This window comes from Vibrio viridaestus (assembly GCF_003856525.1).
Lineage (GTDB): Bacteria > Pseudomonadota > Gammaproteobacteria > Enterobacterales > Vibrionaceae > Vibrio > Vibrio viridaestus.
In genome coordinates this window covers 41160-67133 of record NZ_RJVQ01000001.1, presented here as the reverse complement: position 1 = coordinate 67133, position 25974 = coordinate 41160, and the positions used below count along the sequence as shown (strand labels likewise).

Annotated in this window: 23 protein-coding genes; 17 read left to right on the top strand and 6 right to left on the bottom strand. The window is 40.9% G+C overall.

What is annotated here, in order from left to right; all coding sequences use genetic code 11:
- Nucleotides 1–5 precede the first annotated feature (5 nt).
- Complete coding sequence (locus EES38_RS00325; protein WP_124935183.1) at nucleotides 6–1418, top strand: glycoside hydrolase family 1 protein; 1413 nt, start codon at nucleotides 6–8, stop codon at nucleotides 1416–1418.
- Nucleotides 1419–1517: 99 nt separating this feature from the next.
- Entirely contained in the window at nucleotides 1518–2819 is a 1302-nt protein-coding gene (locus EES38_RS00320; RefSeq protein WP_124935182.1) for a carbohydrate porin, read from the top strand.
- Nucleotides 2820–2968: 149 nt separating this feature from the next.
- On the opposite strand, the gene EES38_RS00315 is transcribed toward EES38_RS00320, so the two are convergent.
- From EES38_RS00315 to EES38_RS00305, 3 genes are all read right to left on the bottom strand, one after another.
- Complete coding sequence (locus tag EES38_RS00315) at nucleotides 2969–3646, bottom strand: energy-coupling factor ABC transporter permease (RefSeq protein ID WP_124935181.1); 678 nt, start codon at nucleotides 3644–3646, stop codon at nucleotides 2969–2971.
- 117 nt (nucleotides 3647–3763) lie between these two features.
- Complete coding sequence (locus tag EES38_RS00310; RefSeq protein WP_124935180.1) at nucleotides 3764–4492, bottom strand: helix-turn-helix domain-containing protein; 729 nt, start codon at nucleotides 4490–4492, stop codon at nucleotides 3764–3766.
- 188 nt (nucleotides 4493–4680) lie between these two features.
- The gene (locus EES38_RS00305; RefSeq protein WP_124935179.1) at nucleotides 4681–6210 is read right to left on the bottom strand and encodes an amidase; all 1530 of its coding nucleotides are present in this window, start codon (nucleotides 6208–6210) and stop codon (nucleotides 4681–4683) included.
- Nucleotides 6211–6376: 166 nt separating this feature from the next.
- On the opposite strand from EES38_RS00305, the gene nthA reads away from it, so the two are divergent.
- From nthA to EES38_RS00270, 7 genes are read left to right on the top strand one after another with little or no spacing between them, the layout of a single operon-like run.
- A complete protein-coding gene (nthA, locus tag EES38_RS00300) occupies nucleotides 6377–6991 on the top strand; it encodes a nitrile hydratase subunit alpha (RefSeq protein ID WP_124935178.1) in 615 nt (204 codons plus the stop codon).
- Nucleotides 6991–7314 (top strand): SH3-like domain-containing protein, encoded by a 324-nt coding sequence (locus EES38_RS22570; RefSeq protein WP_166434179.1) that lies wholly within the window; start codon nucleotides 6991–6993, stop codon nucleotides 7312–7314. Before nthA ends, EES38_RS22570 begins: the two co-directional genes overlap by 1 nt.
- Complete coding sequence (locus tag EES38_RS22565; protein WP_124935176.1) at nucleotides 7314–7661, top strand: SH3-like domain-containing protein; 348 nt, start codon at nucleotides 7314–7316, stop codon at nucleotides 7659–7661. The genes EES38_RS22570 and EES38_RS22565 overlap by 1 nt, the downstream gene beginning before the upstream one ends.
- A gap of 1 nt (nucleotide 7662) precedes the next feature.
- Complete coding sequence (locus EES38_RS00285) at nucleotides 7663–8130, top strand: nitrile hydratase accessory protein (RefSeq protein ID WP_124935175.1); 468 nt, start codon at nucleotides 7663–7665, stop codon at nucleotides 8128–8130.
- Between the two features lie 53 nt (nucleotides 8131–8183).
- Nucleotides 8184–9362 (top strand): substrate-binding domain-containing protein, encoded by a 1179-nt coding sequence (locus tag EES38_RS00280; protein ID WP_124935174.1) that lies wholly within the window; start codon nucleotides 8184–8186, stop codon nucleotides 9360–9362.
- A gap of 42 nt (nucleotides 9363–9404) precedes the next feature.
- On the top strand, nucleotides 9405–10916 hold the full coding sequence (locus EES38_RS00275) for a sugar ABC transporter ATP-binding protein (protein ID WP_124935173.1): 1512 nt from the start codon (nucleotides 9405–9407) through the stop codon (nucleotides 10914–10916).
- A gap of 14 nt (nucleotides 10917–10930) precedes the next feature.
- Nucleotides 10931–12973 (top strand): ABC transporter permease, encoded by a 2043-nt coding sequence (locus EES38_RS00270; RefSeq protein ID WP_124935172.1) that lies wholly within the window; start codon nucleotides 10931–10933, stop codon nucleotides 12971–12973.
- Between the two features lie 340 nt (nucleotides 12974–13313).
- Here the strand turns inward: EES38_RS00270 and EES38_RS00265 are convergent, their stop codons facing one another.
- Nucleotides 13314–14549 carry an MFS transporter gene (locus EES38_RS00265; protein WP_124935171.1) on the bottom strand — a complete coding sequence of 412 codons (1236 nt, stop codon included), beginning with the start codon at nucleotides 14547–14549 and terminating at the stop codon, nucleotides 13314–13316.
- Nucleotides 14550–14833: 284 nt separating this feature from the next.
- Here EES38_RS00265 and EES38_RS00260 point away from each other — a divergent pair, with 284 nt between their 5' ends.
- Nucleotides 14834–15115, top strand: a complete 282-nt coding sequence (locus tag EES38_RS00260; protein ID WP_124935170.1) for a hypothetical protein — start codon at nucleotides 14834–14836, stop codon at nucleotides 15113–15115.
- A gap of 94 nt (nucleotides 15116–15209) precedes the next feature.
- On the opposite strand, the gene EES38_RS00255 is transcribed toward EES38_RS00260, so the two are convergent.
- Nucleotides 15210–15536, bottom strand: coding sequence for a hypothetical protein (locus tag EES38_RS00255; protein ID WP_124935169.1), 327 nt, complete (start codon nucleotides 15534–15536; stop codon nucleotides 15210–15212).
- A gap of 162 nt (nucleotides 15537–15698) precedes the next feature.
- The gene (locus EES38_RS00250) at nucleotides 15699–16355 is read right to left on the bottom strand and encodes a class I SAM-dependent methyltransferase (protein WP_124935168.1); all 657 of its coding nucleotides are present in this window, start codon (nucleotides 16353–16355) and stop codon (nucleotides 15699–15701) included.
- Nucleotides 16356–16662: 307 nt separating this feature from the next.
- On the opposite strand from EES38_RS00250, the gene EES38_RS00245 reads away from it, so the two are divergent.
- The 7 genes from EES38_RS00245 (at nucleotide 16663) to EES38_RS00215 (ending at nucleotide 25971) form a co-directional block, all read left to right on the top strand.
- Nucleotides 16663–18909 (top strand): EAL domain-containing protein, encoded by a 2247-nt coding sequence (locus EES38_RS00245; protein WP_124935167.1) that lies wholly within the window; start codon nucleotides 16663–16665, stop codon nucleotides 18907–18909.
- On the top strand, nucleotides 18906–20816 hold the full coding sequence (locus EES38_RS00240; protein WP_124935166.1) for a sensor histidine kinase: 1911 nt from the start codon (nucleotides 18906–18908) through the stop codon (nucleotides 20814–20816). The genes EES38_RS00245 and EES38_RS00240 overlap by 4 nt, the downstream gene beginning before the upstream one ends.
- Nucleotides 20817–21031: 215 nt before the next feature.
- Entirely contained in the window at nucleotides 21032–21730 is a 699-nt protein-coding gene (locus EES38_RS00235; protein ID WP_124935165.1) for a FadR/GntR family transcriptional regulator, read from the top strand.
- On the top strand, nucleotides 21723–22877 hold the full coding sequence (locus EES38_RS00230; RefSeq protein WP_124935164.1) for an aminotransferase class I/II-fold pyridoxal phosphate-dependent enzyme: 1155 nt from the start codon (nucleotides 21723–21725) through the stop codon (nucleotides 22875–22877). Before EES38_RS00235 ends, EES38_RS00230 begins: the two co-directional genes overlap by 8 nt.
- Nucleotides 22878–22914: 37 nt before the next feature.
- On the top strand, nucleotides 22915–24198 hold the full coding sequence (locus tag EES38_RS00225) for an ABC transporter substrate-binding protein (protein WP_124935163.1): 1284 nt from the start codon (nucleotides 22915–22917) through the stop codon (nucleotides 24196–24198).
- An 18-nt stretch (nucleotides 24199–24216) separates the two neighbouring features.
- Entirely contained in the window at nucleotides 24217–25140 is a 924-nt protein-coding gene (locus EES38_RS00220) for a carbohydrate ABC transporter permease (protein WP_124935162.1), read from the top strand.
- 9 nt (nucleotides 25141–25149) lie between these two features.
- Entirely contained in the window at nucleotides 25150–25971 is an 822-nt protein-coding gene (locus tag EES38_RS00215) for a carbohydrate ABC transporter permease (protein ID WP_124935161.1), read from the top strand.
- Nucleotides 25972–25974: the final 3 nt, after the last annotated feature.

The following is a 25974-nucleotide window of genomic DNA, read 5'->3' as shown; positions in this document are numbered from 1 at the left end:
ATTGTATGAATAAGTCTGTATTCCCTGAAAACTTCATGTGGGGCGGTGCCGTAGCTGCGAACCAATGTGAAGGGGCCTATAACAAATATGGTAAAGGTTTATCCGTTGCTGATGTATTACCAAGTGGGATAACTGGTCCCATTATGGAGTCGGATCTAGGACAATATCCATTTCATGATGCGATCGATTTTTATCATCGCTACAAGGACGATATTGCACTCTTCGCTGAAATGGGCTTTAAGTGTTTCCGTTTATCCGTCGCCTGGACGCGTATTTTCCCCAACGGTGATGATGCACAACCTAACGAGCAGGGACTTCAGCATTATGAAGATGTGTTCAATGAACTACTGAAACACGGTATAGAGCCAATGGTGACCATCTGTCACTATGATATGCCATTATCGCTGGTAAAACGATTTGGTGGTTGGCGTGATCGCAAGTTGATTGACCTTTATGTTCGCTATTCAAAAGTTCTTTTTGAACGGTATAAAGATCAGGTCAAACTATGGCTGACGTTTAATGAAATCAATATCATTTCACATTTCCCATTTACAGGTGGTGGGTTATTGCTTGATGAAAATGACCCGAATAGAGAACAGATTATTTATCAGTCAGCGCATCACCAATTTGTTGCAAGCGCACTGGCTGTAAAAGAGTGTCATGACATTATTCCGGATGCCAAAATTGGTTGTATGTTAGCGTTTATACCGTTTTATCCGTATAGCTGTAATCCTGATGATGTTCTGGCTGCGTATCAGCAACAGCAGGAACAACTGCTCTTTAGTGATATACAAGCTCTTGGTGAATACTCTATTTTTGCTAAGAATTACTTTAAAGGGAAAGGGATTGATATTGAATTTGCAGATGGTGATGAAAAGATCCTAGCTGACAATATCGTCGATTTTGTGAGCTTCAGTTATTACATGAGTTGTGCTTATGCTTCCGATGATAGTGGTAAAGAAACAACAGACGGTAATATTCTTGGTGGCGTAAAAAATCCGTATCTAGAGACCTCAGATTTTGGCTGGCAACTGGATCCGAAAGGGCTACGCTATACCTTAAATCTACTGTATGACCGATATAAAAAGCCATTATTTATCGTAGAAAATGGACTTGGAGCGATTGATACAATTGACAGCAATAATAAAATTAAAGATGACTACCGAATTAGCTATTTACATGACCACCTAGTTGAAATTAATAATGCGTTAATTGATGGTGTTGATGTGATTGGATATACGAGTTGGGGTCCAATTGATATTGTTAGTTCATCTACTGGTCAGTTGAAAAAGCGTTATGGATTTATTTATGTCGATATTAATGATGAAAGAGAAGGTACTTTAAATAGATATAAAAAAGATAGCTTCTTTTGGTATCAAGACGTAATAAATTCTAATGGTAATACTCTTTTTAAATAAAATTAATTAAATAAATTTAAAATAATACACTCCGTGGGTTTGATAGATATCTTACCCACTGAGTTTCTGCGCCTAAAATTTAAATAAGGAAATATTAAAATGTTAGGGAATAAAAATAAACTCGCCATGTTACCTCTTGTATTTGCTATTAGTACTAGCTTTGCATATGCAGCTGATTTCCATGGCTACGTTCGCGGTGGAATATTTACATCAACTGATGGAGAAATGAAAAGTTATCGAATTAATAACCTCGGTAGATTTGGTAACGAAGTCGATGGTTATTATGATATTGCCTTAGAGCAAGGCATCTTTGAAGATGATACTGGCCGTAAATTCACAGTGCGCGTTGATGCTGAAGGGAATATGGATATGAGAACAAACTGGGAATCTGTTGGAACAGATACTTCCAGTGAAGATGACTCTTACTCAACAACAAATAACCCATTAGCGATTACTCAGTATTATCTAAATGGCGAGGGCTTTATTCCATCACTACCAGAAGCAACATTCTGGGTGGGTAAGCGTAACTATAAGTCCAGAGAGCTCCAAATGATGGATTATAAACTGGTGGGTATTTTCGGCCCTGGCGCAGGTATCGATAATATTAATTTAGGGGAAGGTAAATTCTCTGTTGCTTGGGTTCGTAATGACTCTTATGCGGATGTGCGTGTTTCTGACGCAACCGCCGAACAAACATTGAATAATACCAACATACTCGATTTGAGATATGCGGATTTGCCGTTGTTCGGTGATGCGAAAGGGGAATTTATTGTTGACTACGGCATAGTGAATAAAACCGATGCACAGCAATATAACGAAGATAATGGTACCAATTACGCGTCAGAAAACTCCTTACAAACATCGTTTATATTAAGCGTACCTGTTGGTAAAGGATTCAATGACACATTTGTTCAGTACGCAGATAAAGGATACGCATCCAACATGGTAAACCATGGCTACCTTTTAAATGCAAACTCTGACTACTCCAATGCAAAAGGTTATCGCGTAACGAACTACGGCGAAGAGTACATTACAGACAATGTAGTGATGAATCATGCCATTTCTTACGGTTATGCGGATAACTTAGGTGATGGTTTAGGCTACGACAAAGCGAGCGATTTCTCTATTGCTGTTAGACCAGAGTATATTTGGGACAAATACAATAAATCAGCACTTGAACTTTCTTGGTTTAACCGTGATGAAAAACTTGGCTCAGATTCAACATCTTATCAGGGTAATAAAGTCACGCTAGCACACATTATTTCAGTAGGAGAAAGTCAATTTGTGCGACCTGAAGTGAGACTATATACCACCTACCTTAAAGCGGATGACGAGACCCCATTTGCTGATGGTAAAGATAGCCAGGTAAGCGTGGGTATTCAAATGGAAGCTTGGTGGTAAGAAATCCTGAACTTACTGTCTTTTGATTAAGTTGATTTTGGCGTGGTTTGTACCACGCCCTTTTTTATCGGTAATTTTTTAATAAGGCTAGTAACAAGAAACAAAAAAGGCTCTGTTGAAAGAGCCTAGAATTATCGAGATGAAGCGGACTATGAATTTAGATACAGCTTACTCTGGAATAGAGAAATAGGTGATTTTGAGATAGATTTTGCCGTGTAAAGCAACGCGAGATCAATAATTGGCTCAACGAGAATAACGGACAGATAAGCCGAAGCAAAAATGGAGACATTCGTTAGGTTTTCAGCAGTAAATCCCTGACCGTAGAAAGACCAAAAACCTACCCAAGCAACAATACCACCTTGGAAAGTAAGCGATAATTTTAGTGCTTGGCTGTAACCAATATCTTTATACGCAGTGCCTTGAGAAATAATTTTGCGTGCAGCGATATCCATCAAAAATAGTGGCGCTAATAGGGTGGTTACATTCATACCATATTGAGGAAGGTCAAACGGTGCGAATACTAACCCTTGAATCAGTAAACCGCCTGCGAGTCCTATAGCTGCTGGTGCTGCTCCAAACAATAAGAATAGAGATGAACCCAAGATGAGATGGACTTCTGAAACACCGACCGGAGGGTGTGGTAACAATTGAAATAAACATAGGACGACGATTATTGAAATAGCACCACGCGCGCATAGCATAGAAATGTTTGACGATTCTTTTAAATGATCGCGGATGAGCTTACTTGCATAGCCGAGTGAGCCAGCGGCAGTAGCGTAACTAAGTAGGAGCTTTGCTCCGTCAACAACATGAGGTTCAATATGCATAACGTTCTCCCTGTTTATGCTTTTGAGTAGTAGATAGTTTAGTGACTGTGTCCAGTTAAGTTAACTAATCCTTAGCATCACGGGTATCCTCAATATTATTGATTTTTTACTCCTAGTTTAACGAACTGTCATAGTTTGTGAGCTTAACAAGGCTGCTAACTCCGCCCGGTTGCTGCATTCTAGTTTATTCAAAACGCGTGTAACGTGAGTACGTACCGTACTAAAGCCAATATTCAGATATTCAGCCAGTTCTTTATCGGTAAGGCCTTTGCTGATAAAAAGTGCAACTTCTTTCTCCCGCTTAGTCAGACTGGAATAGAGATTGGCGCTTTCTTCAAACTGCAAAATACTGCGTTTAAGGTGAGGCTCTAATAGGAGTAAGATTTCTTTATCTCGTTGACCGAATTCACCGGCATTTTTATCACGCCAGAGACGAAAGTCTCCAATGTCTCTTTTACCATCAAACAGGTAAAGGTTTATACCGAATTTCATCCCTTCGTTTCTCATGACGTCATTGTAATAATCGGTCATATAGTAGTCTCTGTATGGCATAACCTCAGGCACGACAGAACAACCTAATTGACGCATCTTAAACGTAATGGGGTCGTGATATTGGTAGTGCCTTTGATATATATCCGCCGATTGCTGTGAAATGTTGCGATTATATGCTTGAGCAAACTGACGCTCTGACTCATCCCAAACGTAAGAGCATGAATACTGCGCATTGAGTAAGTCTGAAATATCACTGAGTATTTTACACCTAACGTCGGTATCGTTAGAAAGGTGTTCTAATTCGTAAATAATATTGGTTAGCTTTTTAACTTCGCTAAAACTCATATCATACATTGCTCTGTCCTTGAGAAATGAAATTATTAACTCGTTACAGCAAGTTACGTGCCGATTAAAATAGGTGTCACTACGTACCTTATGAATCAAACTTGTTCTATGTTGGTGCAAATAAATTCATTAATGGAATCTTATAGTGCAAAAAAAAGACTGAGTTGCCTCAGTCTTAGTAATAAGTCGAGTTTAGATTACAGCGGGCAGTTTTCCTGCCAATTGTAAGATTTTGCGAAGTTTTCACCAGCGGTGATTAGGGTCGCATCATCCATATTCTTACCAACGAGCATTAACCCAACAGGTAATCCATTAAGTGTGCCACACGGAATAGAGAAAGCAGGGTGTCCAGTTACGTCAAAAGGCATGGTGTTTTGCAGCATATTTGAGGCATCGATAATGTCTTCTATCGGACTGTAAGCTTCTGGTAATTTGTCGGCGGTATGGGGAATCGTTGGCATAACAATTATATCGACATCTTGAAATGCTTTGTCGTACGCATCGATTAACGCGAGTCTCAGATTCTGAGCTTTTGCGTGATAGCGGCCATGGTACTTGTCTCGCATATGAGTGCCCATAAATAGCATGGCTTTTGTCGTGTAGGGAAGCTGATCAGGACGAGATTTCCAGCGACTACCAAATGCTTCTATGAGAGAGCGAGCGTATAAACCATTCCAGTGGTCACCTTGGCCATTTCCTTGAAAGATTAATTGAGCCGCACCTTCCATGACAAGGCCGCTATGAATAGCGCACCCATCGAGATGCATTGGTACACTAACTTCCGAGACTTCAGCTCCAAGTGATTTGAAGTGGTTGATGGCATTTTTTACGATTGCATCAGATTCAGGATCGCTGTTTGCGTGGCCAAAGCCTTGAGTAAGGATACCTATTTTTAGACCTTTCACATTTTTTTCTAACGCACCAAGGTAGTCCTGAGGTTTAGAAATCGTTGTTCTAGGGTCAAAGCGGTCAGGTCCTGCGATTACCGTCAATAACTTGGCCACATTTTCCGGGCTATCACACATCGGCCCAAGGTGATCCATGCTGTAAGCAATTGGCATCGCACCTGTTGCCGGAACGAGTCCCCATGTAGGTTTTAAACCATAAATACCACACCAAGCAGCTGGCGTTCTTACCGAACCACCTTGATCTCCGCCAATTGACATGCTGATCTCACCAGATGCTACGAGAGCTGCATTACCACCTGATGAACCTCCTGCTGAATGCGCTATGTTACGTGGGTTTAAAATAGGACCTGTATCACATGTGTAGCTTTGACTTGATGTGCATAACGCTTCGCAAGCGGCTTTACCAGCGATAATTCCACCCTCATCTAATACGCGTGAGACGACAGTCGCATCAATATCCGGAACATAGCCTTCAAGTATGCGAGTACCATTCATCATGGGTACACCTGCTACACAGATATTGTCTTTTATAGCAACACGTTGACCAGCTAATAACCCACTATCAGCACCTTTAATATCAGTTTTCCAATACCATGCTTTTAAGGGGTTTTCCTCTGGTGTTGGAGCGTGTCCTGGTGTTCTTGGGTACTTAATTTCGGGTAGTGGTTCATTCAATTCATCAATACGATCGTATTGTTGAGAGATAGGTGCGATAAATTTTGAATACATCTCTGCTTCGTCATTGGACATGCTCATGCCGAATGAAGAAGCCATAGCAAGAATTTGCTCTATTGATGGCGGAATAACTTTTTGTGACATTTTAGTTTGACCTTATTTTGGCTGATTCTTCCTTTTCATTTAAATCGCATCTCTCCTCACCTGACTATCAACAATATTGATGATTTTTATTTTGTATATTTTTAGGCAGTATATTGTAAAAGATGTTAATTAATTGTTATTGGAACGATAAGAGAGGGAATTCAAGATGTCAGGAACAATGCCTCCATCAGATTATATGTTGAGAATAAAAGCGATCGAAACTCTGCTATCCGAGAAGGGGTTAATCGATTCAAGTGCGGTTGACGCGATGATTGATCTATACGAAACCAAGCTTGGTCCTAGAAATGGTGCAAAGGTGGTCGCTAAAGCATGGTCAGACCCAGAATATAGAAAGCGTCTTTTAGAAGATGGTTCGAAGGCGATAGCGGAGTTGGGCTATAGCGGTGTTCAGGGGGAAGAAATTATCGTATTGGAGAATACTCCTGAACTACACAACGTCATCGTATGTACCTTATGTTCATGTTATCCATGGCCTGTGCTAGGTCTGCCACCGAACTGGTATAAAACGGCTGCATATCGTAGTCGTGTCGTTGTAGAGCCAAGAAAAGTTATTGCTGAATTTGGTTTACATATCGATGAGAGTATCGAAATCCGTGTGTGGGACAGTAATGCAGAAATTCGTTACATGGTTTTACCGATGCAGCCAAATGAATCAATCGGTTTATCTGAAACAGAACTTGTTGAGTGGGTAACCAGAGATTCGATGATTGGCACTGGCCTTCCTAAATGTCCAGAAACAATGGTAGCGGAGGAAGCCTAATGAACAGTATTCATGATATGGGTGGCATGCTTTGTTACGGTCCAATTGAGTATGATGGTGGCTCTGAAGCTCCATTTAGGCATGATTGGGAACGACGCACATTTGGTATACATATGCTCACTCAGCTAGAGGGCATGATGTATCCGGACGAGTGTCGGCACGAGATGGAGAAAATGCATCCTGTTGAGTACCTGGATGCGCCATATTACGAGCATTGGTTATACGCGACTGAAAATCTGCTGTTTGCCAAAGGTATTCTGACTCGCGAAGAAGTTGCTGAACGTATTGAAATGCTGCGTACAGAAATGAAAGGAGAGGAATAATGCCTATCAGTGCAAACGAAGTGATCGATATGATCATGAACAGTAAACATCCTGAACACACATCAGAGATAGAACCCAGATTTCAGGCCGGTGACCGAGTTCGTGTCACCAAAGACATAACTTACGGTCATACGCGAGTTCCGAGTTATCTTCGCGGGCGCGTTGGTACTGTCAAACATTTATATGGCATTTATATTTTCGCCGATACAAGAGCTCACGGGAAAGGAGCATGTCCAGAGCCTTTATATAGCGTCCACTTCGATAAGGACGATGTATGGGGAGAAGGTGGTGATACTAACACATCAATTCGAATTGATATGTACGACAGTTACTTAGAGGAGATCTGATATGAATGGGTGCAATGATTTACTTCTTCATGATGCTCCTTCAAAAGAAGCGATGCTGAAAGATGATGGAATTATTTTTGAAGAGCCTTGGCAGGCTCAAGCGTTTTCAGTAACAGTTCTTTTAAATAAGGCAGGTCTATTTGACTGGAAAGTATGGGTTAAAACGTTTGCTAAGCATATCAGCACATATCCTCGTAAACCGGATGAAACCGATCAGCAAGCCTATTATCGCCAGTGGTTATCTGCTTTAGAAGAGCTTTTGGACAGTATTGGTCTCACTGATCAACAACTCCGAGGATTATATAAAGAAAACTGGCGTCGTTCTTACGTGGCTACTGATCATGGTCAGCCCATTGTGTACCGAAAAGATCTACCTAATTTAAAAAATCCGGATCCTCACCACCACCATCATCATCATGGTCCAAAACCTGAGCCAATCTGTGTGAGTCTGGCAAAGCAATCAAAATAGTTTATTGATAGGGATTTCGTTCAATATTGATTTTAACCTTAAGGGAATAATTAATGATAAAGCATGTGGTTAGCACGAATCTAAAGAAAAAAATCTTCACATCACGGTTTAAGTCGACTGTTGTTTCGTCGTTGGTTCTTACGTCTTTGGGGATGGGATTGGCTTCTGTCGCTCATGCCGAAGAGAAAATGAAAGTCTATGTGAGTTTTGGCTTTTATGGAAACACATGGATGAAAGAGAACCGTAATATGATGACTGCATTCTCTAAGAGTAAAGATTATAAAGATAAAATCGATCTTCATGTCCAAGTCGTTGATAACGGCGATGCACAACGTCAGGCGCAGCAGATTAACGCAATGATCGAAGCCGGTGCCGACGTGATTGTGATATATCCCTCATCTCCAACTGCGTTAAATCGTTCCATCAAAAACGCATGTCGACAGGGTATAACGGTCATGACGTGGGATTCTACTGTTACAGAAAAATGTGCGACAAACGTTCATGCTGATAATGCTGCTCAGGCCACAACAGAGGCAAAGTGGGTTGCTGAGCGAGTTAAAGGCAAGGGTAATGTTCTAATGATCAACGGTCTGAATGGTACGGCGGCAAGTGATGAGCGTGTTGTTGCGGCTAAGAAATTCTGGAAAGAAAACTACCCTGATATCAACGTGGTTGGTGAGGTCGAAGGCAAATGGACCGATCCAATTGTACGTGAAGAAGTGAGTAAATTTATGGCACTGCGTAGCTGGGATAGTATTGACGTTGCTTTCGCACAGCTTGGTTGCGCACCATTTTATTCTTTACAGGACGAGGCTGGTATTCCAGATGATAAGAAGGTGCCATGTGCTGGCGCAGCTGAAAATGCGGAGCTACTTGCTCTTGTACCTAAAGATGCTGCTGTTCCAGGCGCGACAGATACCTATCGTGCTCGTGGAATTGATGGCTTCGGTCACATTATCGGTCCCGCACTTGGTGTTAAGGCGATGAAATTAGGCATTGACGCACATGAGCAAGATAAGAAACTGCCGCACGATATCATTATCGAGGCGCCAGTCGTCACTAAAGCGAATGTCAAACTCTGTAAAACGGGTAGCTACGAAGAGATGAGTCAGGGATGTAACGTATTTCCGCCATCCATCATGCCTAACCCCGAAACACACGTTGGTGTCTACGATAAAGAGATCCCTCAGGTTGCCCTTAAAGCCGCTCTTGATAGTCAACCAGAGTATTAAACCGCTTAAATTTACGTAGAAATATAGTGACAGGATGTATATATGAATGCGATAGAGATGATTGATGTCCGCAAGGCATTTGGACAAACAGTCGCTCTGGAAAAAGTGTCAACCCGGATTCAATCCGGGTCTGTTCACGCTTTCCTAGGTGAAAATGGTGCTGGAAAATCAACAACGGTCAAAATGCTGAGTGGACTGCTTCAACCAGATAAAGGCCAACTGATGGTATTCAACAAAGAAGTTGAACTTGCCAGTCCCCAAATAGCACATGAGCTCGGAATTCAAACTGCATTTCAAGAAATGACACAGATACCGGATTTAACAGTAGCACAAAACCTTCTCATACCTTATGAACCTAAAAATCGCTTAGGTCTATTGGCCCGTAAACAGGCTGTACAACAAGCGGAACGAATTCTAAGCTCGCTTAATTTACCTGAAATAAACCCGAACTCGATCGTTGGTGATTTAGATTTGGCGTTAAGACAAAAAATTGAGATAGCTCGTGCTGTATCGCGAAACCCTAAGATCCTATTATTGGATGAGCCAACTTCAGCTTTGTCTGGTAAAGACATGGAATGGCTTGGAGGAATCATACATCGCTTAAAAGACCAGGGTACGACGATAATATTTATTTCTCACCGTATGTTAGAAGTCAGAGACTACTGTGACCGTATTTCCGTGCTGAGGAATGGTAAAACGGTACACGAAGGGCGTGTTGAGGATGTGACTGACGATGAAATTGTAAAACTGATTATTGGTCGAAGCCTTTCAGCCACTTTTCCTGACGTGAGAGACACGGCACTTTCTGGTTTGCCGCCCGCCATTAAAGCAAAAAACATCAGCGTCGGTAAAGAGCTGACAAATGTCTCGTTCGAGTTGAAGAAAGGCGAGGTTTTAGGTGTGGCTGGATTGCAAGGTATGGGACAGCTAGAAGCATTTAAAGCATGTTTTGGTGCGAGTCTCGTTACGTCTGGTTCCATCGAGATCAATGGTAAAGAGACCGTGCTCACGTCGCCATCGGATGCGATTAAAGCAGGAATCGACATTGGATTTATTCCTGAGGATCGTAAAACGGAAGGGTTATTTATGCCACTCAGTGGGCGGCACAATATTAGTCTTCCAGTCATAGAAAAGTATTCTAAATTTGGCATCGTCAATGAAGATCAAGAGTCAACTGATGTTGCTCAGTCATTGGTCACTATGCAAGTAGAAGAACGAGGGCTAGTTCAACCTCCAACGGCATTCAGTGGAGGGAACCAACAGAAGATGATTATGTCTCGTTGGTTGGTCTCTAAAAGCAAAATTTGGTTGATGTACGATCCGACTCGTGGGGTAGATATTGGTACGAAAGCAGAGATTTATAAACTGATTCGTAATTTTGTTGCTGAAGGCGGGGCTGTATTACTTTATTCCACCGAAATTGAAGAAGTAGTTAAGCTATCGGACCGCGTTATGGTGTTTTATGGTGGAGAGTTGGCGGAGACGATGGCACGAGACCATATCTCAGAGGAAGCGATCATGGAAACAGCTCTTGGACAAAACCAATTGCATTGATAGGGAGATCAAGAATGAATAACGAAATGAATCTTGGGAATCTATCCCCAGTTAGTGCAAAACAAAAATCAACCCACAGTCTCAGCTGGGTCAAGCTAAACCAAGGATTGATACTTAGTGTCGTCTTCTTTATTTTCTTATTGTCGATTGTATCTATCGTTAATGGGCGTATGCCAAGCTATTTTGGCATGAGCATGCTTATTGCCTCGTCGGCGACACTGGCATTAGCAGCCATTGGTCAGTCTGTCATCGTAATCGGTGGAGGGTTAGATCTTTCTGTAGGTGCTATTGTCAGTTTTTCACAAGCTGTACTCGCTGTCTATATTACTCAATTTGATTTACCCCCCAGTTTGTTAATTTTGATTGCGATTGGTATTGGTATGTTGGCGGGCTGTATTAACGGGTTCTTTGTCGCTGCGATTGGACTTCAACCGATTATCGTGACATTAGCAACGATGTTTACGTTACAGGGTGTCACGTTGTTAGTGCTACCACAGCCTGGCGGTATGGTACCTGACGACATGGTATCGATGCTGCTCGACGACACAATTATGGATGTAATACCCGGTCCGGTAACTATCATTGTTATTGCGTTACTTGTATGGGGGATTATTAAGCAGACGCCACTTGGAACTAGTATATTTGCAGCGGGAAGCGATCATCAATCTGCTTCTCTTGTTGGTATAAAAGTCAAAAGAGGAATTTGGTTAAGCTATGTAATTGGCGGTGGGTTCTATGGAGCCGCAGGCGCGTTCGCAGCTGCACAATCTGGGGCAGCAGACCCACTTATTGGCGCACCAATGCTCGTTTCGACTTTAACCGCTGTTATGCTTGGCGGTACATTGCTCAGTGGTGGGCGTGGGACTGCGATTGGTTCTGTCTTTGGTGCGCTCACTGTCATTTCGATGGTCAACCTATTGTTAGCCTTTGGCGCTCCGGACTTTCTTGCTTCTGGTATTCAGGCGCTTGTGTTGCTGCTTGCGGTTATTGTAAATAGGCCCGGAGCGAAGAAAACAGAAAGCGAGTTGCGTCGTTTTGGACTGATGCTAAAAAATCTGGGACGAGTTAAATCGACTGCAGTAAACAATACAGCGACTTTTGCGATACCTGGTGTGAAGACTTGGCTACCTAAGACAGATCGTAAATTCATCATACCTGCTTGGGTTGGTTTTATCATCTTAACTGGAATTGCATATGCGTATTATGGTGAGGCATTCAGTTTCATGCGTTATGCCGATCGACTGTTAGTCTTGTCTGCATTCTTAGCAATTTTAGTGCTGGGACAGGGTGTCGTTGTGATGAGTGGTGGATTTGACTTGTCAGTAGGCTGGAGTGTAACAACGTGTGGTGTTATATCAGCAATGATAATGCAGGGTTCAGACTTATCCTTAATTTGGACTATACCGATAGTTTTGCTGATCGGCGCTGCAATTGGCTTAGTTAATGGTTTATTGGTATCTGTCGTACGTTTATCTCCTATTGTTGCGACGTTAGCCATTGGTGGGATCTTGCAAAGTCTGATCATGTTCATTTCTGGTGGTACGCCATCTGGAAGTGCAGCACCATTACTGAAATGGTTCATCAACGGAAAAGTATTTGGCTCGATCTCACCCATCTCTATAGCTATCTTTGTCTTTGTGATATTTGGGGTCGTTTTACTAACGTGTACTCCATTCTCGAGAAGACTAATTGCTACTGGTACTAACGCTAAAGCGGCTTTTTTATGCGGTGTTAATGTGCGTTCAGTTACGATTATGTGCTACGTTATCTCTGGTATTTGCTGTGCACTCGCCGGAATGCTACTTACGGGATTTCTTGGTCGTGCAAGTCTAACCTTAGGTGGTAACTACTTGCTACCGACAGTGGCTGCCGTTGCGATTGGCGGAACTCTCATTTCCGGTGGTCGTGGACATTATCTAGGAATGTTTGGGGGTGTTCTTGCTCTTACAGCCTTACAAATATTACTTAGTGGCACCTCGCTACCACCAGCTGTCCGCGACATTATGTTGGGGTTAGCAGTTCTGTTCGCTGTTATCTCTTTGAGAGACAAAAACTAACAAAGCAATCCAGTATTAATTTTTTAAATCTTAAGCCAGTCAGTTTAAATCTGACTGGCTTTTTCTCATTCACGCTAATCTAAGACACTGCTACATCCCCCCCTAATTTTTTACTGTGACTATGTCAAGATATTCAAATGAATCAGTTCACTACAGGTAAATAACGTTACCAAGTGCTGTTAAAAGGAATAAGCTGGAATGAGCGTATTTGTAAGTTAGGTTTGGTCACAGGATGTAAATGTAAATAGTATGATGATAGGTATCGGTAATCTAGATCTGAAATTGCTAGAGCCCCATCAAGGAGCTCTTTAGACATTAGATAGAAAGATTCCAAAATAAGTCATTGACTAGGCTGTTGCCTCATTTTTCTGGTACAAATGATAAGAACAACTGACACAATAGCTATCCAAGCGGTAAACGAAATAATTGATATTCGAAGATTGAAATGATCGATTAGCATACCTACCAAAATAGCGGGTACAGCATTACCCATAACATAGCCAACCACATAAAAGGCTGATAAAAAGCGAGCTCGTTGTGCAGAGGGGGCATAGGTATTGACAATACCCGTTGCTCCAACAAAGGCAATTCCATAGCCTAGTCCCACGAATAGACTAAAAATTTCGTAAAAAGTGGTATATGAGAATAACGCTGATAAGCACATTAATATTTGTGCTATTGCAGAGAGTATGGTTCCCAAGGTAACAGCGGTTAGTGGATTAAACCTTCTGCTAAATACTTGACCAAAACCAGCGGAAAGTTGAAATGTTGTGATTAAAGCCGCTGCGATAAATGCATCTTTTACAAGAGCGAGGTCTGATGTAAAGAGTTGCCCTGATGACATAAATACTGCGCCTACCGACCAGCTCGTGACCAAGGTCAGTGCAGATACGATGAATGGCAGAGAGCGAAGTGGATTACTGGGAATAACATTATCTAGTTGGGCATTATTTGGGATTGCTCGCTCAACAGGAATTCGAGTTAACATAACTAATGGGATGGCGATGATAGCCATACCAATAAGCACGCAAAACGAAGACGTTGTTGCCACAAAATCTATTTTTTTTAAGAACCCGCTAATTAAAGGACCAGTCGCACTACCGAGAGTAAAAGACAGTGTCGATAAGATAGCAGTAATTTTGGGATCGCGTTTTGGATGTAACTCTAATAATGCGGCATTTGCTGAACCCAATAAGGTACCTGTCGCAATACCGGATATAAATCTACCTAAAATTAATGTGTCTATGTTTGAGGAGAATATCATCAAAGTTGCACTGAGCACGAGTAGTAAAGAGGAAAGTATAATTAATTGCCGCCTGTCCGTGACACGGTCACTAACTGGCATCATGACTAATAGAGTCATTAATACGCCTACAGCATAGGCGCTGAACATTACATTAATCATGGTATTAGAAAGGTTTAACTGTGCTTGATAAATGGAATACAGCGGAGAGGGTAATCCGCTACTCGTTAAGGAAGCTAAGATGACTAGGCAAATCCCGACTCTCGATAGCGTGGTTTTGTAGTGATATTTTGTAGGCATAGTTGTCTCGTATTGTGCTAATGAATCTTTCATGAAGTGAGGTTCTTAGTGTTATTTGGTTATAAAGAGGTCATGGTCCACACTTTGCAACAACTTGCTAGTAATAAAAATCGTCATTATTGTCTATGTTTCGATGAGCTATGTGTTTGGAGTCGCTCTTGTAGATAGGCCGCGTGACGGGTTTAACGGGTAAAGAATTGTATAATTTTGGTCAAAAATTAAGCTAGATCAAAACAAGTTCAATCTCCAATTTACGCAAAATGTATTAAACGATAGGGTGTTCTAAACCGTGCAAAATAAGCAATGGAGTGTGAGCAATGTTAAAAGCATCTAGTGAGTTAGGTAATTCCCATTTTGTCACAATGGACAAAATTGAACATAGTATTGAACATCTCGAAAGAGTCCATCACGTAAAACTTGAAGATATTCGTCAGTACGTGCTAGCTAATCAATCTACGGTGTTAGATCGCCTGAATCTAGTGTCGTGCAGTGAAAGTATTGAGAGCAAATTTAGTACGATGGAAGGAACGTTTTCTGATTTACCAAATTATCGTGATTACAGTCATTATATGTTGGAATTCGCTGTACTTGTTAGCTGAGCAGCAAAACCGATTTTGGTATGGATACCAAATCTAAAAAGCCAGACATCAAGTCTGGCTTTTTCTATTTTGCGATCAGATAACTGATTACCCTTTATTTGTGGCTCGCAAGGTAACGTTGTGTAGTGAAGTGCTCACCATTTGGTTCTTGAACCGTAATTTTAAGGCTTTGGGCTTGATCTGAGTAATTATTGACCAGAACATTACCAGATTCAGTGGTAGTGTAGGTTTTATCGAAATTAGAGCCTTTTACTTCAACCGGCACACCTTTCACTGGTTGGCCATTATTTGATACTTTGACCATTGCTTGGCTATCTAGATTGAATACTTTTACGTCGTATGATTGAGTCGGAGCTGCAAGAGCGCTTGCTGAAACCAGAGTACCTACTAGAAGAGCTGTTGCTGTAAATGCGTTTTTCATAATATCACCTTTGGAATTAGATTTTTATTCGTTATTTTCTAACTACGAGATGTATTATCCACTTTTATTGCGCACTGTTCGATAGTAATAATTCGTCCGACTAATTCAAAAAATTCGAACCGAACAAAATGAGTAATAGAATCCGGATCGAAGTTCTACGTATCAACGATTACGAATGAATTTGAGTATATACCCTTTGAATTTTGATGAAATTGAGTCAGTACTGGTGGGTTTTAATTCACTCGATATAAAACCGAACCCCTTCATTCTGCGTTTGAATTTATTTTTATTGCCTCGACCAGGATCAACGATAATTACCTCGCAATTTGGTTTTGCATGCAGTTGAATGAAGCCAGAGAGTAATTCCGCGTGACTCTCTTCATATAACAAATCACTTCCAATGATGACATCGAATAAGCCTAGATGATCGGAGTGGACTGACCAATCCGTTCTTTCAAATGGTATTGGAGACTGATGGTTAAGCGTTGTGTTTCGTTCAAGAAAGTGCTGAGATTCGGGGTGATAGTCTGTTGCCGTAATATCTTTATGGAGTTTGTTTAGTAGAAGACTTGAAAGTCCGATACCACAACCCACTTCTAATATCTTTTTCGTTCCTAACTTAGAGTGATACATATACTGAGCGAGTATGACACTTGACGGCCATACTACGCCAAAAATGGGCCAAGTGGCTGAACTAATACCCAGATTTTTTGCAGTATTTTCGGGGTCGTAATATTCTTGACGGTTTCGCAGAGTGCAGAGGTGTATGTCAATGTCATCGAACTCGATGGTTTGATAACGTAATCTTAAGTGTTCCATAACCTATAAAAACTTCACGCGTAGCCAAGTATGTAAGGTAAGTGACTTTACGTGTCAATTGTTGGGTGTAAATAGCTTAAACCTATTCGACTACATTGCAACCTCTCACGTATGACCGCTAGATTTTTTCCTTTTATATTCACAGAGTAGGTGTAATTTCTTTGCAAACGATTATTTTGGACTCTTCCACTTTGCAACAATATGCACTTGATACTAAATTTATATCGTTGTAACAAAAATAATAACAATATTCCTATTTGTGTAGTGAATGTAATGTAGTGGATACGGGTATAAGGTTGGCTGGCTTATGTCACAAGAGAACTTTGTGTTTCTTGAAGATGATAATGAAGACTTTGATTCCAGTTCTGTCGAGCAGCGGTCAGAGTTGAATTTGGGTAAAATTCTAACAGTTGATGATGATAAAAGTTATCAACAGAGTTTGTTGTATGCGTTAAATGATTTGGCTGTCATAGGGCAAAAGGTCCAAATAGTAACGGCCAACTCCGGAGCCGAAGCCGCATCTATACTTTCTCGTGATAAAGATATTTCAATTATCTTGCTTGATGTCGTCATGGAAGAAGATGATTCAGGTCTGAGACTGGTTGAGACAGTCCGTAATGTTCAGGGAAATAGTTTAGTCAGAATTATCTTGTTGACTGGGCAGCCGGGAGTTGCGCCACGTAAAGAAGTGTTGGCGAAATACGACATTAACGAATATTGGAATAAGTCAGACATAGACCACGATACCCTAAGAGCTGTTGTCACAGCTAATCTACGCTCTTGGCAGTCTATGCATGAGTTAGAACAAGCGCGATTGGGTTTGCAAATGGTTGTCGATGCTTCACGACAGCTTGCGAGCATTTATGATCGTGATGTGTTTATTCAACTCGTCCTTTGTGAGATAGGAAAAATAATTGGTAGTGGTGAACCAGTATCAATCTGTCTTGCTGAGAGGAATTCAGGGGGAGATTCTCAGTATAACAATGATATAAGAGTCGTAGCGTGTGTTGACGACATCGATGGATGTATTGCAGGTCAGCAACTGCCGCATAGTTTGCGAAGTCGTTTCAATAGCCTTTTGGGAAAATCAATTGAGACCAAAAATCATCAATTTGAAAAAAATCTTTCTGTATTGTATTTGAGTACTGACGTAGAAAATCATCTAGCGATACTGGTACTTGTTGAAACGCATGTTCACTTGAATCGATACCATATGTATTTACTTCAGGTGCTGAGCGAAAATATCAGTTCAGGATTCATGCAGATATCGTTAGTGAACAAGTTATCAAAACTTGCGTATCGTGATTCAGAATTACCGATTTATAACCAAAACTGGCTGCTCAGAGAACTTGATTCAATGAACGAAGTTGATGCAAAGCAATCTGAGCTCATTATGTTTAAGATTGATAACTATGACTCGCATGTATTGTCTTACAGTGAAGCAGTACTCTTTGAAGCATTATCTAAATTATATCAGCTAATAGATGACAGGCTGGGTGATAAGCTAAATATTGCTAGAATCGCCAAGGACTGTTTTGCCGTAATAGCGCTGAAAAGCAGCGATATTCAGAATAGTGCAATTATCGGCCTTTGTGACGAAATACTAGATGTTAATAAGCTTACGATTCGTCTTGCCATGACTTCTGCTCGTATTGATCTCCAATTAGTTCGTAATATGAGTCCGTTACAAGCCCTCCATTTATCGAAAAGTATGCTTTATAACGCTCAACAAAAAGATCAGAAACTTATTATCTATAAGCCCGAATATAGTGAAAAACTGCTTTACGATTACAAGATGGTGGCAGACCTTAGACAGGCAATAATAGACGATGAATTTTGTGTCGCATTGCAACCTAAAGTTGAACTCGCATCGGGTAAAGCTGTTGGATTTGAGGCGTTGATCCGCTGGAGAAAAGGGAAGTCATTTATTTCTCCTGGTGAATTTATACCGCTTGCTGAACAAACAGACTTGATTACTGAACTGGATATGAAAGTGATTGATTTAACCGTCGATGCAATCCAGAAATTACAAAATGCAGGTTATGCTCTGCCAGTTTCGTTCAACGCAACCGTCAAAGATTTACAAAATTCCCAGTATATAAATTTATTATTAACCGATGTCGAAAATGGTTTAGTTTACCCTGACATGTTGGAGCTCGAAGTCACTGAAACACAGGCAATGGCTTCATATGATGATGTCGGTCCAATTTTAAATAGATTACACGATTTAGGTATCAAGGTTAGCATTGATGACTTCGGTACTGGGTATTCATCATTATCACATATTTCTCATTTATCAGCTGACACCATCAAAATTGATATCACATTCGTTAGACATATAGAGACTGATAAGGCCAGCCAGCAAGTTGTCGATTTGGTGATAAGCCTTGCAGAACAACTCGAGTTTTCAATCGTAGCTGAGGGGATTGAAAATGAAGCCCAAAGGCTGGAACTGATGAGTAGGGGATGCAAGTATGGACAAGGCTTTTTATTTGGAAAACCTATGCTAGTAGAGGATTTGATTTTATGGCTAGGTGAGAATCAGAATAAGTGAATACGAATTCCATTTATTTATCGAAAGCAGCAAAAAACAGTAGCCGCCCTTTGATCATTTTGGGTTCGCTAGCATCTATATTGATCGGCTGGATGACGTATGAAGGTATCTTAGATGGTGAACTAGACAAAATTATTAAAGTTCAAGAGATGCAATTGACACGATCTCAAGTCGTCTTTGGTCGTGAGATTGGTGATATGGAACACACTATAACTCTTCTTAAGAATATGCCATCGTTCAAGAGTGCCATTGGTGTTGGTCAGGAAGTAAATCAAGAACTAGCAGGCCAGTTGTTTAGTCAATTTATATCAAGCGTTGATTCGCTACTGCAGGTTCGCTGGCTGGATAAGTCAGGGATGGAAATAATTCGGGTTAATAGTGAAAATGGGGTCGCGCAGATTGTTCCGAAGCCATTTTTACAAAATAAAAGCAACCGTTACTACTTTACTCAAGGGATAGCGGTTCCGGAAGATAAAGTTTACCTTTCTCCACTAGACTTAAATGTTGAGCATAAAAAAATCGAAATTCCATTACGTCCAACCATTCGTGTCACAACTAGGACTGGAAAACTCAATCGCTTACCGGAAGGTTTAATCATACTTAATTATGATATTGGCTATATTCTCGATTATATTCGTTCGTTTAATACCGATGTATCAAAAATCGAAATCGTTGACTCAAAAGGCTTCTGGATCATTAACCCAAATAGGGAGTTAGAATGGGGTCTGGATTTAAAACAGAAGCAACATAATATGAAAATAATGTTTCCGCAATTATGGGAACAAATGCAAACTCGTTCAAATACTAGCGGTGCTATTGTTGATGTGGGTATGCTGAGTTATCAATGTAATGATATCGATAAGTCTTTTGTTAAAAGTGCATCGTTTAGTAATGATAGCCAACTCTGCTTTATATCAGTAACACCAGAGAAAGTACTGATATCATTAAGGTGGCAGGCTGGCTGGAAAGCTGGAATATTTTCTATTTCAATCTTTTTGATTTGGTTTTGGTTACTGAACCGCGAGAAACGAATGAGTCAAGAGCTGATTGACTTGAATTCTCAATTGAATATTGAAAAACGTCAGATAGAAGAAACGTCTAAATATAACCAGGCGTTATTAAAACAGCAGCAGACGTTGCAAGACGATTTAGTTGAGTCACGTAAGTTATCCGCTCTTGGTATGATGGTCGCTGGCGTGGCACATGAACTTAACACGCCTATCGGCGCTGCGATGATGGCAGCGTCAAAAATGAAAGTTGATCACGAAGCATTAACTGTCGCTTTTAAATCAGGACTCACAAAAACAGCGTTGGAAACGTATTTGAAAAATAATGCCCTTGGTTTAGATCTCGTTGAACAAAATCAGAATCGAGCTTCGTTGTTAATCAAAAGCTTTAAGCGACTTGCTATCGATCGAGTGAAAGACGATGTGGTCGCTTTTTCGCTAAAACAGGTTATCGATGATTTACTTCGGACGTTACACTCCACGTTTAAATTCCCAAGCTTAGAAGTGAAGTGTGATGTTGAAGACATAGTATTAAGTGGCTATCCGGGAATATTTTCCCAAATTCTACAAAACCTCATTACCAATGCGATAACCCACGCATTTACACCTGAACATGACAATAAGCTATCGATTACCGCTTATCACATTGCTGATATGGTGGAGATTTCCGTTGCTGATAATGGTAAAGGGATTTCACCAGAAATGAAGCAAACCATCTTTGATCCTTTTGTGACTACAAAGCGTTCTCAGGGAAATACGGGGCTTGGAATGCACTTCGTACATCAATGGGTAACCAAATCACTCAAAGGTACTATTCAAATAGAATCGACTTTAGGTAAGGGAACGACATTTTATATCTCGATACCGCGAGAGATAAAAGTGAACCTGCCTGAAGATTGATCCGTATTTCTCTACTAGATCATTTGATTCTCGATCTGCCCTAAAGTAGAACAAACAACATCCATGTTGGTTCAATTTTGATTATCTATGAAGAAGGTGATCATGCTCTAACTCCAATTAATTTTCATAATTTCATATAGATAAGACATATATACGTACTTTGGTATGCACTTTGCTTACAATTGGTAGAGTTGTTGGACCAATTTTGTGAGCATATGAATAAAGCACTTCAACCAATTAATGTTAAACGTACTGATACATTAGTTCTCGATGAACTGACGCGGTATGTTGCCAATAACAATATTCAGCAAGGACAAAAGCTTCCAGCTGAAAGAGAACTTGCTATCGCATTACAAGTCAGTCGTAACACTGTGAGAGAAGCATTAAAAGAGTGGGAGGCTTTGGGTATCGTAACTAAGGTTAAGGGCAGTGGTACCTACCTAACATCGGATGTGACGATGAACGATAGCCACTTATCTCTGCGTTTTAAAAATGATTCAGAGAATATGTTACATGCACTAGAACTCAGACGCATCATTGAAGTTGAAGCGAATTGCATGGCTGCTAAGAGGGCGACAGATGATCAGATCGTACAAATTGAAAAGCAACTGGTCGTCATGGAAAAAGCACATATTTTACATGGTTCAGCAGGAAGAGAAGATTGGGAATTCCATCTGTCCATATACGAAGCGTCTGGAAACCCTCTTGTAATACATATTATTGCTGCATTTTATGATTCTTTACACGCCTTTTTCGAATCACCAATTGAACAGGCATTATTTAGCGATTCGTTTCCGTTACATCGCAAATTATATGAGGCGATAGCCGCACGAGATATTGAATTAACACGAGCCGTCAGCCACAGCATACTTGACATCACAGAAAGAGATATGAGGGAAATTATCCATGGATGAAATGAGTTTAAATACTATCCTGACACACGATGAAAAATATCCAGAGGGTTCGATAACACCGCCTATATACCAATCATCATTATTTGCATTTACTGACTATGATTCGATGATTGAGAGATTTGAGGGTAAAAGCACCAATTCACTCTATTCAAGAGTTGATAACCCAACAGTCAAAACCTTAGAAAAGAAAATCGCCCAGCTCGAACATGGTGATGGATGTATTGCATTTTCAAGTGGAATGGCAGCAATCAGTAATGCGATTCTTAGTGTTGTTAAACCAGGCGACAAAATAGTGTGCGTAAATCATGTATACCCTGATGCGTATCGCTTTATGCGAGGATTTTGCCAAAGATTTGGGATGGAAACCGTATTTGTCGACGGCACTTCTTTAAGTGCGATCGAATCGGCCATCGAAGGCGCCGCCCTCCTGTATCTGGAAAGCCCCAACAGTTGGGTTATGGAAGAACAGAATCTTAGCGCCATTGCAGAAATAGCAAAACGAAAAGGCGTCGTAACCGCTATCGATAATAGCTGGGCATCTCCGCTATATCAAAACCCGCTTGATTTGGGTGTCGATATCGTTATCCATTCTGCATCTAAGTATATCAGCGGTCACTCCGATGTTGTCGCTGGACTCGTGATCTCTTCGCAACCGTTTATCGATAAAATCAAAAAGAATATAAGCCCATTTCTTGGCGGTAAACTCTCGGCATTTGAGGCCTGGTTGATACTCCGTGGTTTACGAACAATTCACCTTCGGATGGAGCGTCATCAGGAAAATAGCCTATATCTCGCTCAGAAGCTCCTCGATCATCCTTATGTTGTTTCGGTCATGCATCCGGGAATGAATACCTCGGAAACCTCATCACTTAAAGGATTTAGTGGTTTGTTTTCCATCAATGTAAAAGAGCAAGTCAATATAAAGCAGTTTTGTAATGCGCTTGAGATATTTCGGATGGGAGTCAGTTGGGGTGGGTATGAAAGCTTGGTTATGCCAGCGATATCTGTACTGAATCAAGAAGGAGAATTCAACTCCGCGAAAGATTTTGGAGTAAGCCCACAAACCATTCGGCTTTCTATCGGCCTAGAAGATAAAGATGATTTATGGAAAGACATCAGGAATGCAATAGATAAAGCGACACTCTAGTCAATTGAAGAAACATCTAAATAAAAGGGAATTTAAGATGAGCTTGAGATTAAATACAAAGAAGTCACTACTGCTAACCGCTATTTTGTCGATCACTGGTACTCATTATGCCTGTGCTGAAACTAATTTAACGTTGGTCGAAGTGATTACCAGTCCGGCTAGAACCGAATTGTTACAGTCAATATTGACTGACTATAAGAAAGATCATCCAGATACGAATATTGAAGTTATCTCTTTGCCATGGGGACAAGCATTTGAAAAATTGGGCACGATGATACAAAGCGGACAAATCCCTGATGTGGTCGAGATGCCTGATACATGGCAGGGGCTTTATGCTGGCAATCACATGTTGGTCAATCTTGAGGACAAGTTAAAAGCTTGGGATGAAACACCTAAACTTACGGATAAAACACTGGCGATGGCTCGTTTAGCAACAGGTGAGGCAACAATGGTACCGTATGGCTTCTACTTGAGAGCGCTATTCTGGAATAAAAAATTATTTGAGAAAGCAGGTCTTAGCGGTGCGCCTAAAACGATGGATGAATTCAAAGAGTACGCTCAAAAGATCAGTAGCCTTGGTAACGGTGTCAGTGGTTATTGTTTACGTGGCGGTGTAGGTGGTACCAATGCATGGATGATGTTCATGGCCGCGATGAATGGGACAAATAAATTCTTTGATGATAAAGGCAAGAGCACGCTTTACAGTGATAAGGCATTAAGCGGCGCACAGATGCTGGTCGATATCTATAAGGATGGCGGGGCGCCCAAAGACAGTGTGAACTGGGGCTTCAATGAAATAGTGTCGGGATTCTATTCTGGTAAGTGTGCAATGTTAGATCAAGATCCAGACGCATTAATCGCAATAAAAGACAAAATGCCCGAAAGTGACTTTGGCGTTGCACCTATGCCGGTCGGCCCGAGTGGCAAAGCTTACCCAACAATTGGATATACAGGTTGGTCTATTTTCAAAAAAAGTGATCATCAAGATGAAGCATGGGACCTAATCAAGTTTATTTCTAACGAGAAGAACAACCTTAAATGGTCAAAATTTGTTGGTTCGCTACCAATTTATACCGATGCAGTTAAAGACGATTACTACCATTCTGCAGCATTTAAAGGTTGGTTTGAAGAATTGAGCAACCCGAATTACGTTCCTCTTACCATGCCTACTCAACTAAAAGGTTGGGGTTATTTCAACTCTGTGATTGTTAAAGATAGTTCACAAGAAGCTTTACTCGGACAGCGCTCAACGAAAGAGTTAGTGACTGATTGGGCTGACTATCTAACCAAAGAATACAAGAAATGGGCAAAAGCTCAGTAAATTGTTAAAGGACTTAATATGATCAGTAGCATCTCTACGACGCCATCGACATCATTTTCGATATCGCGCAGAGTGAAAGCTGTGTTAGAACCCAGGGCTTATCTAAGCCCAGCTATTGTTCTAATTCTGGCCCTCATTTTCGTGCCAATGATTATCGGAGTATCTTACGCTTTTCAACAAATCGAGCTTCTTAATCCTTTTGAAACTGGCTGGGTTGGCTTAGAGCATTTTGAAACGATGTTTGATGATAGACGTTTTGGCTCAGCACTTTGGCACACGCTGAATTGGACATTTACTTCTGTCGTACTTCAGTTTGGCTTCGGCTTGGGTCTCGCGCTGTTATTAAATCGTCCATTTAAAGGAAGGCGTTTCGTCCAAGCTCTGGTGTTTCTTCCTTGGGCGATTCCTGCCTTTCTCTCTGGTTTATCATGGGCTTGGCTATTTAATCCGGTGATAGGTATTTTGCCTCACTGGCTCGCGGACCTTGGTGTTATTTCAGAACCTTTTAATATTTTGTCGGATCCGGATTTAGCGATATATGGGCCGATCATTGCTAACGTGTGGTTTGGTATTCCTTTTTTTGCGATTACGTTATTAGCTGCCTTGCAATCAATACCTAAAGATCTGTACGAAGCAGCTTCAATCGATGGTGCATCGGCTTTCCAACAATTTAAACGAATAACATTGCCCTTTCTGGCACCAATGATAGCAATTACGGTCATGTTACGAACCATATGGGTCGCCAATTTTGCCGATTTAATTGTTGTTATGACTGATGGTGGTCCCGCGGGGTCGACCAACACACTCGCAAGTTATATTTTTACAACAGCATATCGCCGTCTTGATTTTGGCTATGCATCTGCCATGGCCGTTTTTCTGCTTGTTTTAATGATCTTATACGCTGGTATCTTACTGCGTATTCGAGCGAATCTATTAAAGTGAGGAAATGACATGCTACTCAGAGTAATAGGGCATCGTACTGCAATTATCGCGTATCTGTTCTTCGCACTATTTCCAATATATTGGTTACTAAAAATATCCGTAACGCCAGATCAGTTACTTTACAGTGAAGGTGTAAGATTATGGCCAAGCGGTATTACGTTTGAACATTTTAAAAATGTATTAAAAGACACTGATTTTCCTACATTTTTCAAAAATAGTGTTTTAGTCTCATTAGGTACAGCTCTTGTCACGACCGTTATAGCAGCGTTAGCCGGATATGCATTTTCCAGATTTGAATTTCGTGGGAAAGTTATCGTAGTTACGTTGTTACTTTTCAGTCAAATGTTCCCAGTACTAATGGTACTACCTCCGATTTATAAGATCTTAGCGCCACTGGGACTAACGAACAGTCTCACGGGATTAGTAATTATTTATTCGGCTTTTAACGTGCCATTTGCAACGTTCGTGATGCAATCTTTTTTTGATTCTATACCGAAAGATTTAGAAGAGTCGGCCATGTTAGAAGGGTGCACTCGTTTTCAGGGATTTTACAAGATACTCGTTCCACTAACGCTACCTGGAATGGCAGCGACGCTCGGATTTGTGTTTACCGCTGCATGGAGCGAACTTCTATTTTCATTGATGCTGATTAATAAAAACGAAGTCATGACATTCCCTGTTGGGTTGCTCAGTTTCGTATCAAAATTTGCAGTTTCATGGGGCGATATGATGGCCGCTGCGGTCATGGCATTAATTCCCGCGTGTTTATTTTTTGCTGTTATCCAAAAATATCTCGTTCAGGGACTAACAGCCGGAGCCGTAAAAGGATAGCGA

What these genes read in the sequence shown, in the direction of transcription:
- EES38_RS00275 (WP_124935173.1), top strand. Translation starts at nt 9,405, where the DNA reads ATGAATGCGATAGAGATGATTGATGTCCGCAAGGCATTTGGACAAACA.
- EES38_RS00235 (WP_124935165.1), top strand. Translation starts at nt 21,032, where the DNA reads ATGAATAAAGCACTTCAACCAATTAATGTTAAACGTACTGATACATTA.
- nthA (WP_124935178.1), top strand. Translation starts at nt 6,377, where the DNA reads ATGTCAGGAACAATGCCTCCATCAGATTATATGTTGAGAATAAAAGCG.
- EES38_RS00285 (WP_124935175.1), top strand. Translation starts at nt 7,663, where the DNA reads ATGAATGGGTGCAATGATTTACTTCTTCATGATGCTCCTTCAAAAGAA.
- EES38_RS00230 (WP_124935164.1), top strand. Translation starts at nt 21,723, where the DNA reads ATGGATGAAATGAGTTTAAATACTATCCTGACACACGATGAAAAATAT.
- EES38_RS00310 (WP_124935180.1), bottom strand. Translation starts at nt 4,492, where the DNA reads ATGTATGATATGAGTTTTAGCGAAGTTAAAAAGCTAACCAATATTATT.
- EES38_RS00245 (WP_124935167.1), top strand. Translation starts at nt 16,663, where the DNA reads ATGTCACAAGAGAACTTTGTGTTTCTTGAAGATGATAATGAAGACTTT.
- EES38_RS00260 (WP_124935170.1), top strand. Translation starts at nt 14,834, where the DNA reads ATGTTAAAAGCATCTAGTGAGTTAGGTAATTCCCATTTTGTCACAATG.
- EES38_RS00315 (WP_124935181.1), bottom strand. Translation starts at nt 3,646, where the DNA reads ATGCATATTGAACCTCATGTTGTTGACGGAGCAAAGCTCCTACTTAGT.
- EES38_RS00280 (WP_124935174.1), top strand. Translation starts at nt 8,184, where the DNA reads ATGATAAAGCATGTGGTTAGCACGAATCTAAAGAAAAAAATCTTCACA.
- EES38_RS00305 (WP_124935179.1), bottom strand. Translation starts at nt 6,210, where the DNA reads ATGTCACAAAAAGTTATTCCGCCATCAATAGAGCAAATTCTTGCTATG.
- EES38_RS22570 (WP_166434179.1), top strand. Translation starts at nt 6,991, where the DNA reads ATGAACAGTATTCATGATATGGGTGGCATGCTTTGTTACGGTCCAATT.
- EES38_RS00270 (WP_124935172.1), top strand. Translation starts at nt 10,931, where the DNA reads ATGAATAACGAAATGAATCTTGGGAATCTATCCCCAGTTAGTGCAAAA.
- EES38_RS00215 (WP_124935161.1), top strand. Translation starts at nt 25,150, where the DNA reads ATGCTACTCAGAGTAATAGGGCATCGTACTGCAATTATCGCGTATCTG.
- EES38_RS00325 (WP_124935183.1), top strand. Translation starts at nt 6, where the DNA reads ATGAATAAGTCTGTATTCCCTGAAAACTTCATGTGGGGCGGTGCCGTA.
- EES38_RS00225 (WP_124935163.1), top strand. Translation starts at nt 22,915, where the DNA reads ATGAGCTTGAGATTAAATACAAAGAAGTCACTACTGCTAACCGCTATT.
- EES38_RS00250 (WP_124935168.1), bottom strand. Translation starts at nt 16,355, where the DNA reads ATGGAACACTTAAGATTACGTTATCAAACCATCGAGTTCGATGACATT.
- EES38_RS00320 (WP_124935182.1), top strand. Translation starts at nt 1,518, where the DNA reads ATGTTAGGGAATAAAAATAAACTCGCCATGTTACCTCTTGTATTTGCT.
- EES38_RS22565 (WP_124935176.1), top strand. Translation starts at nt 7,314, where the DNA reads ATGCCTATCAGTGCAAACGAAGTGATCGATATGATCATGAACAGTAAA.
- EES38_RS00220 (WP_124935162.1), top strand. Translation starts at nt 24,217, where the DNA reads ATGATCAGTAGCATCTCTACGACGCCATCGACATCATTTTCGATATCG.
- EES38_RS00265 (WP_124935171.1), bottom strand. Translation starts at nt 14,549, where the DNA reads ATGAAAGATTCATTAGCACAATACGAGACAACTATGCCTACAAAATAT.
- EES38_RS00255 (WP_124935169.1), bottom strand. Translation starts at nt 15,536, where the DNA reads ATGAAAAACGCATTTACAGCAACAGCTCTTCTAGTAGGTACTCTGGTT.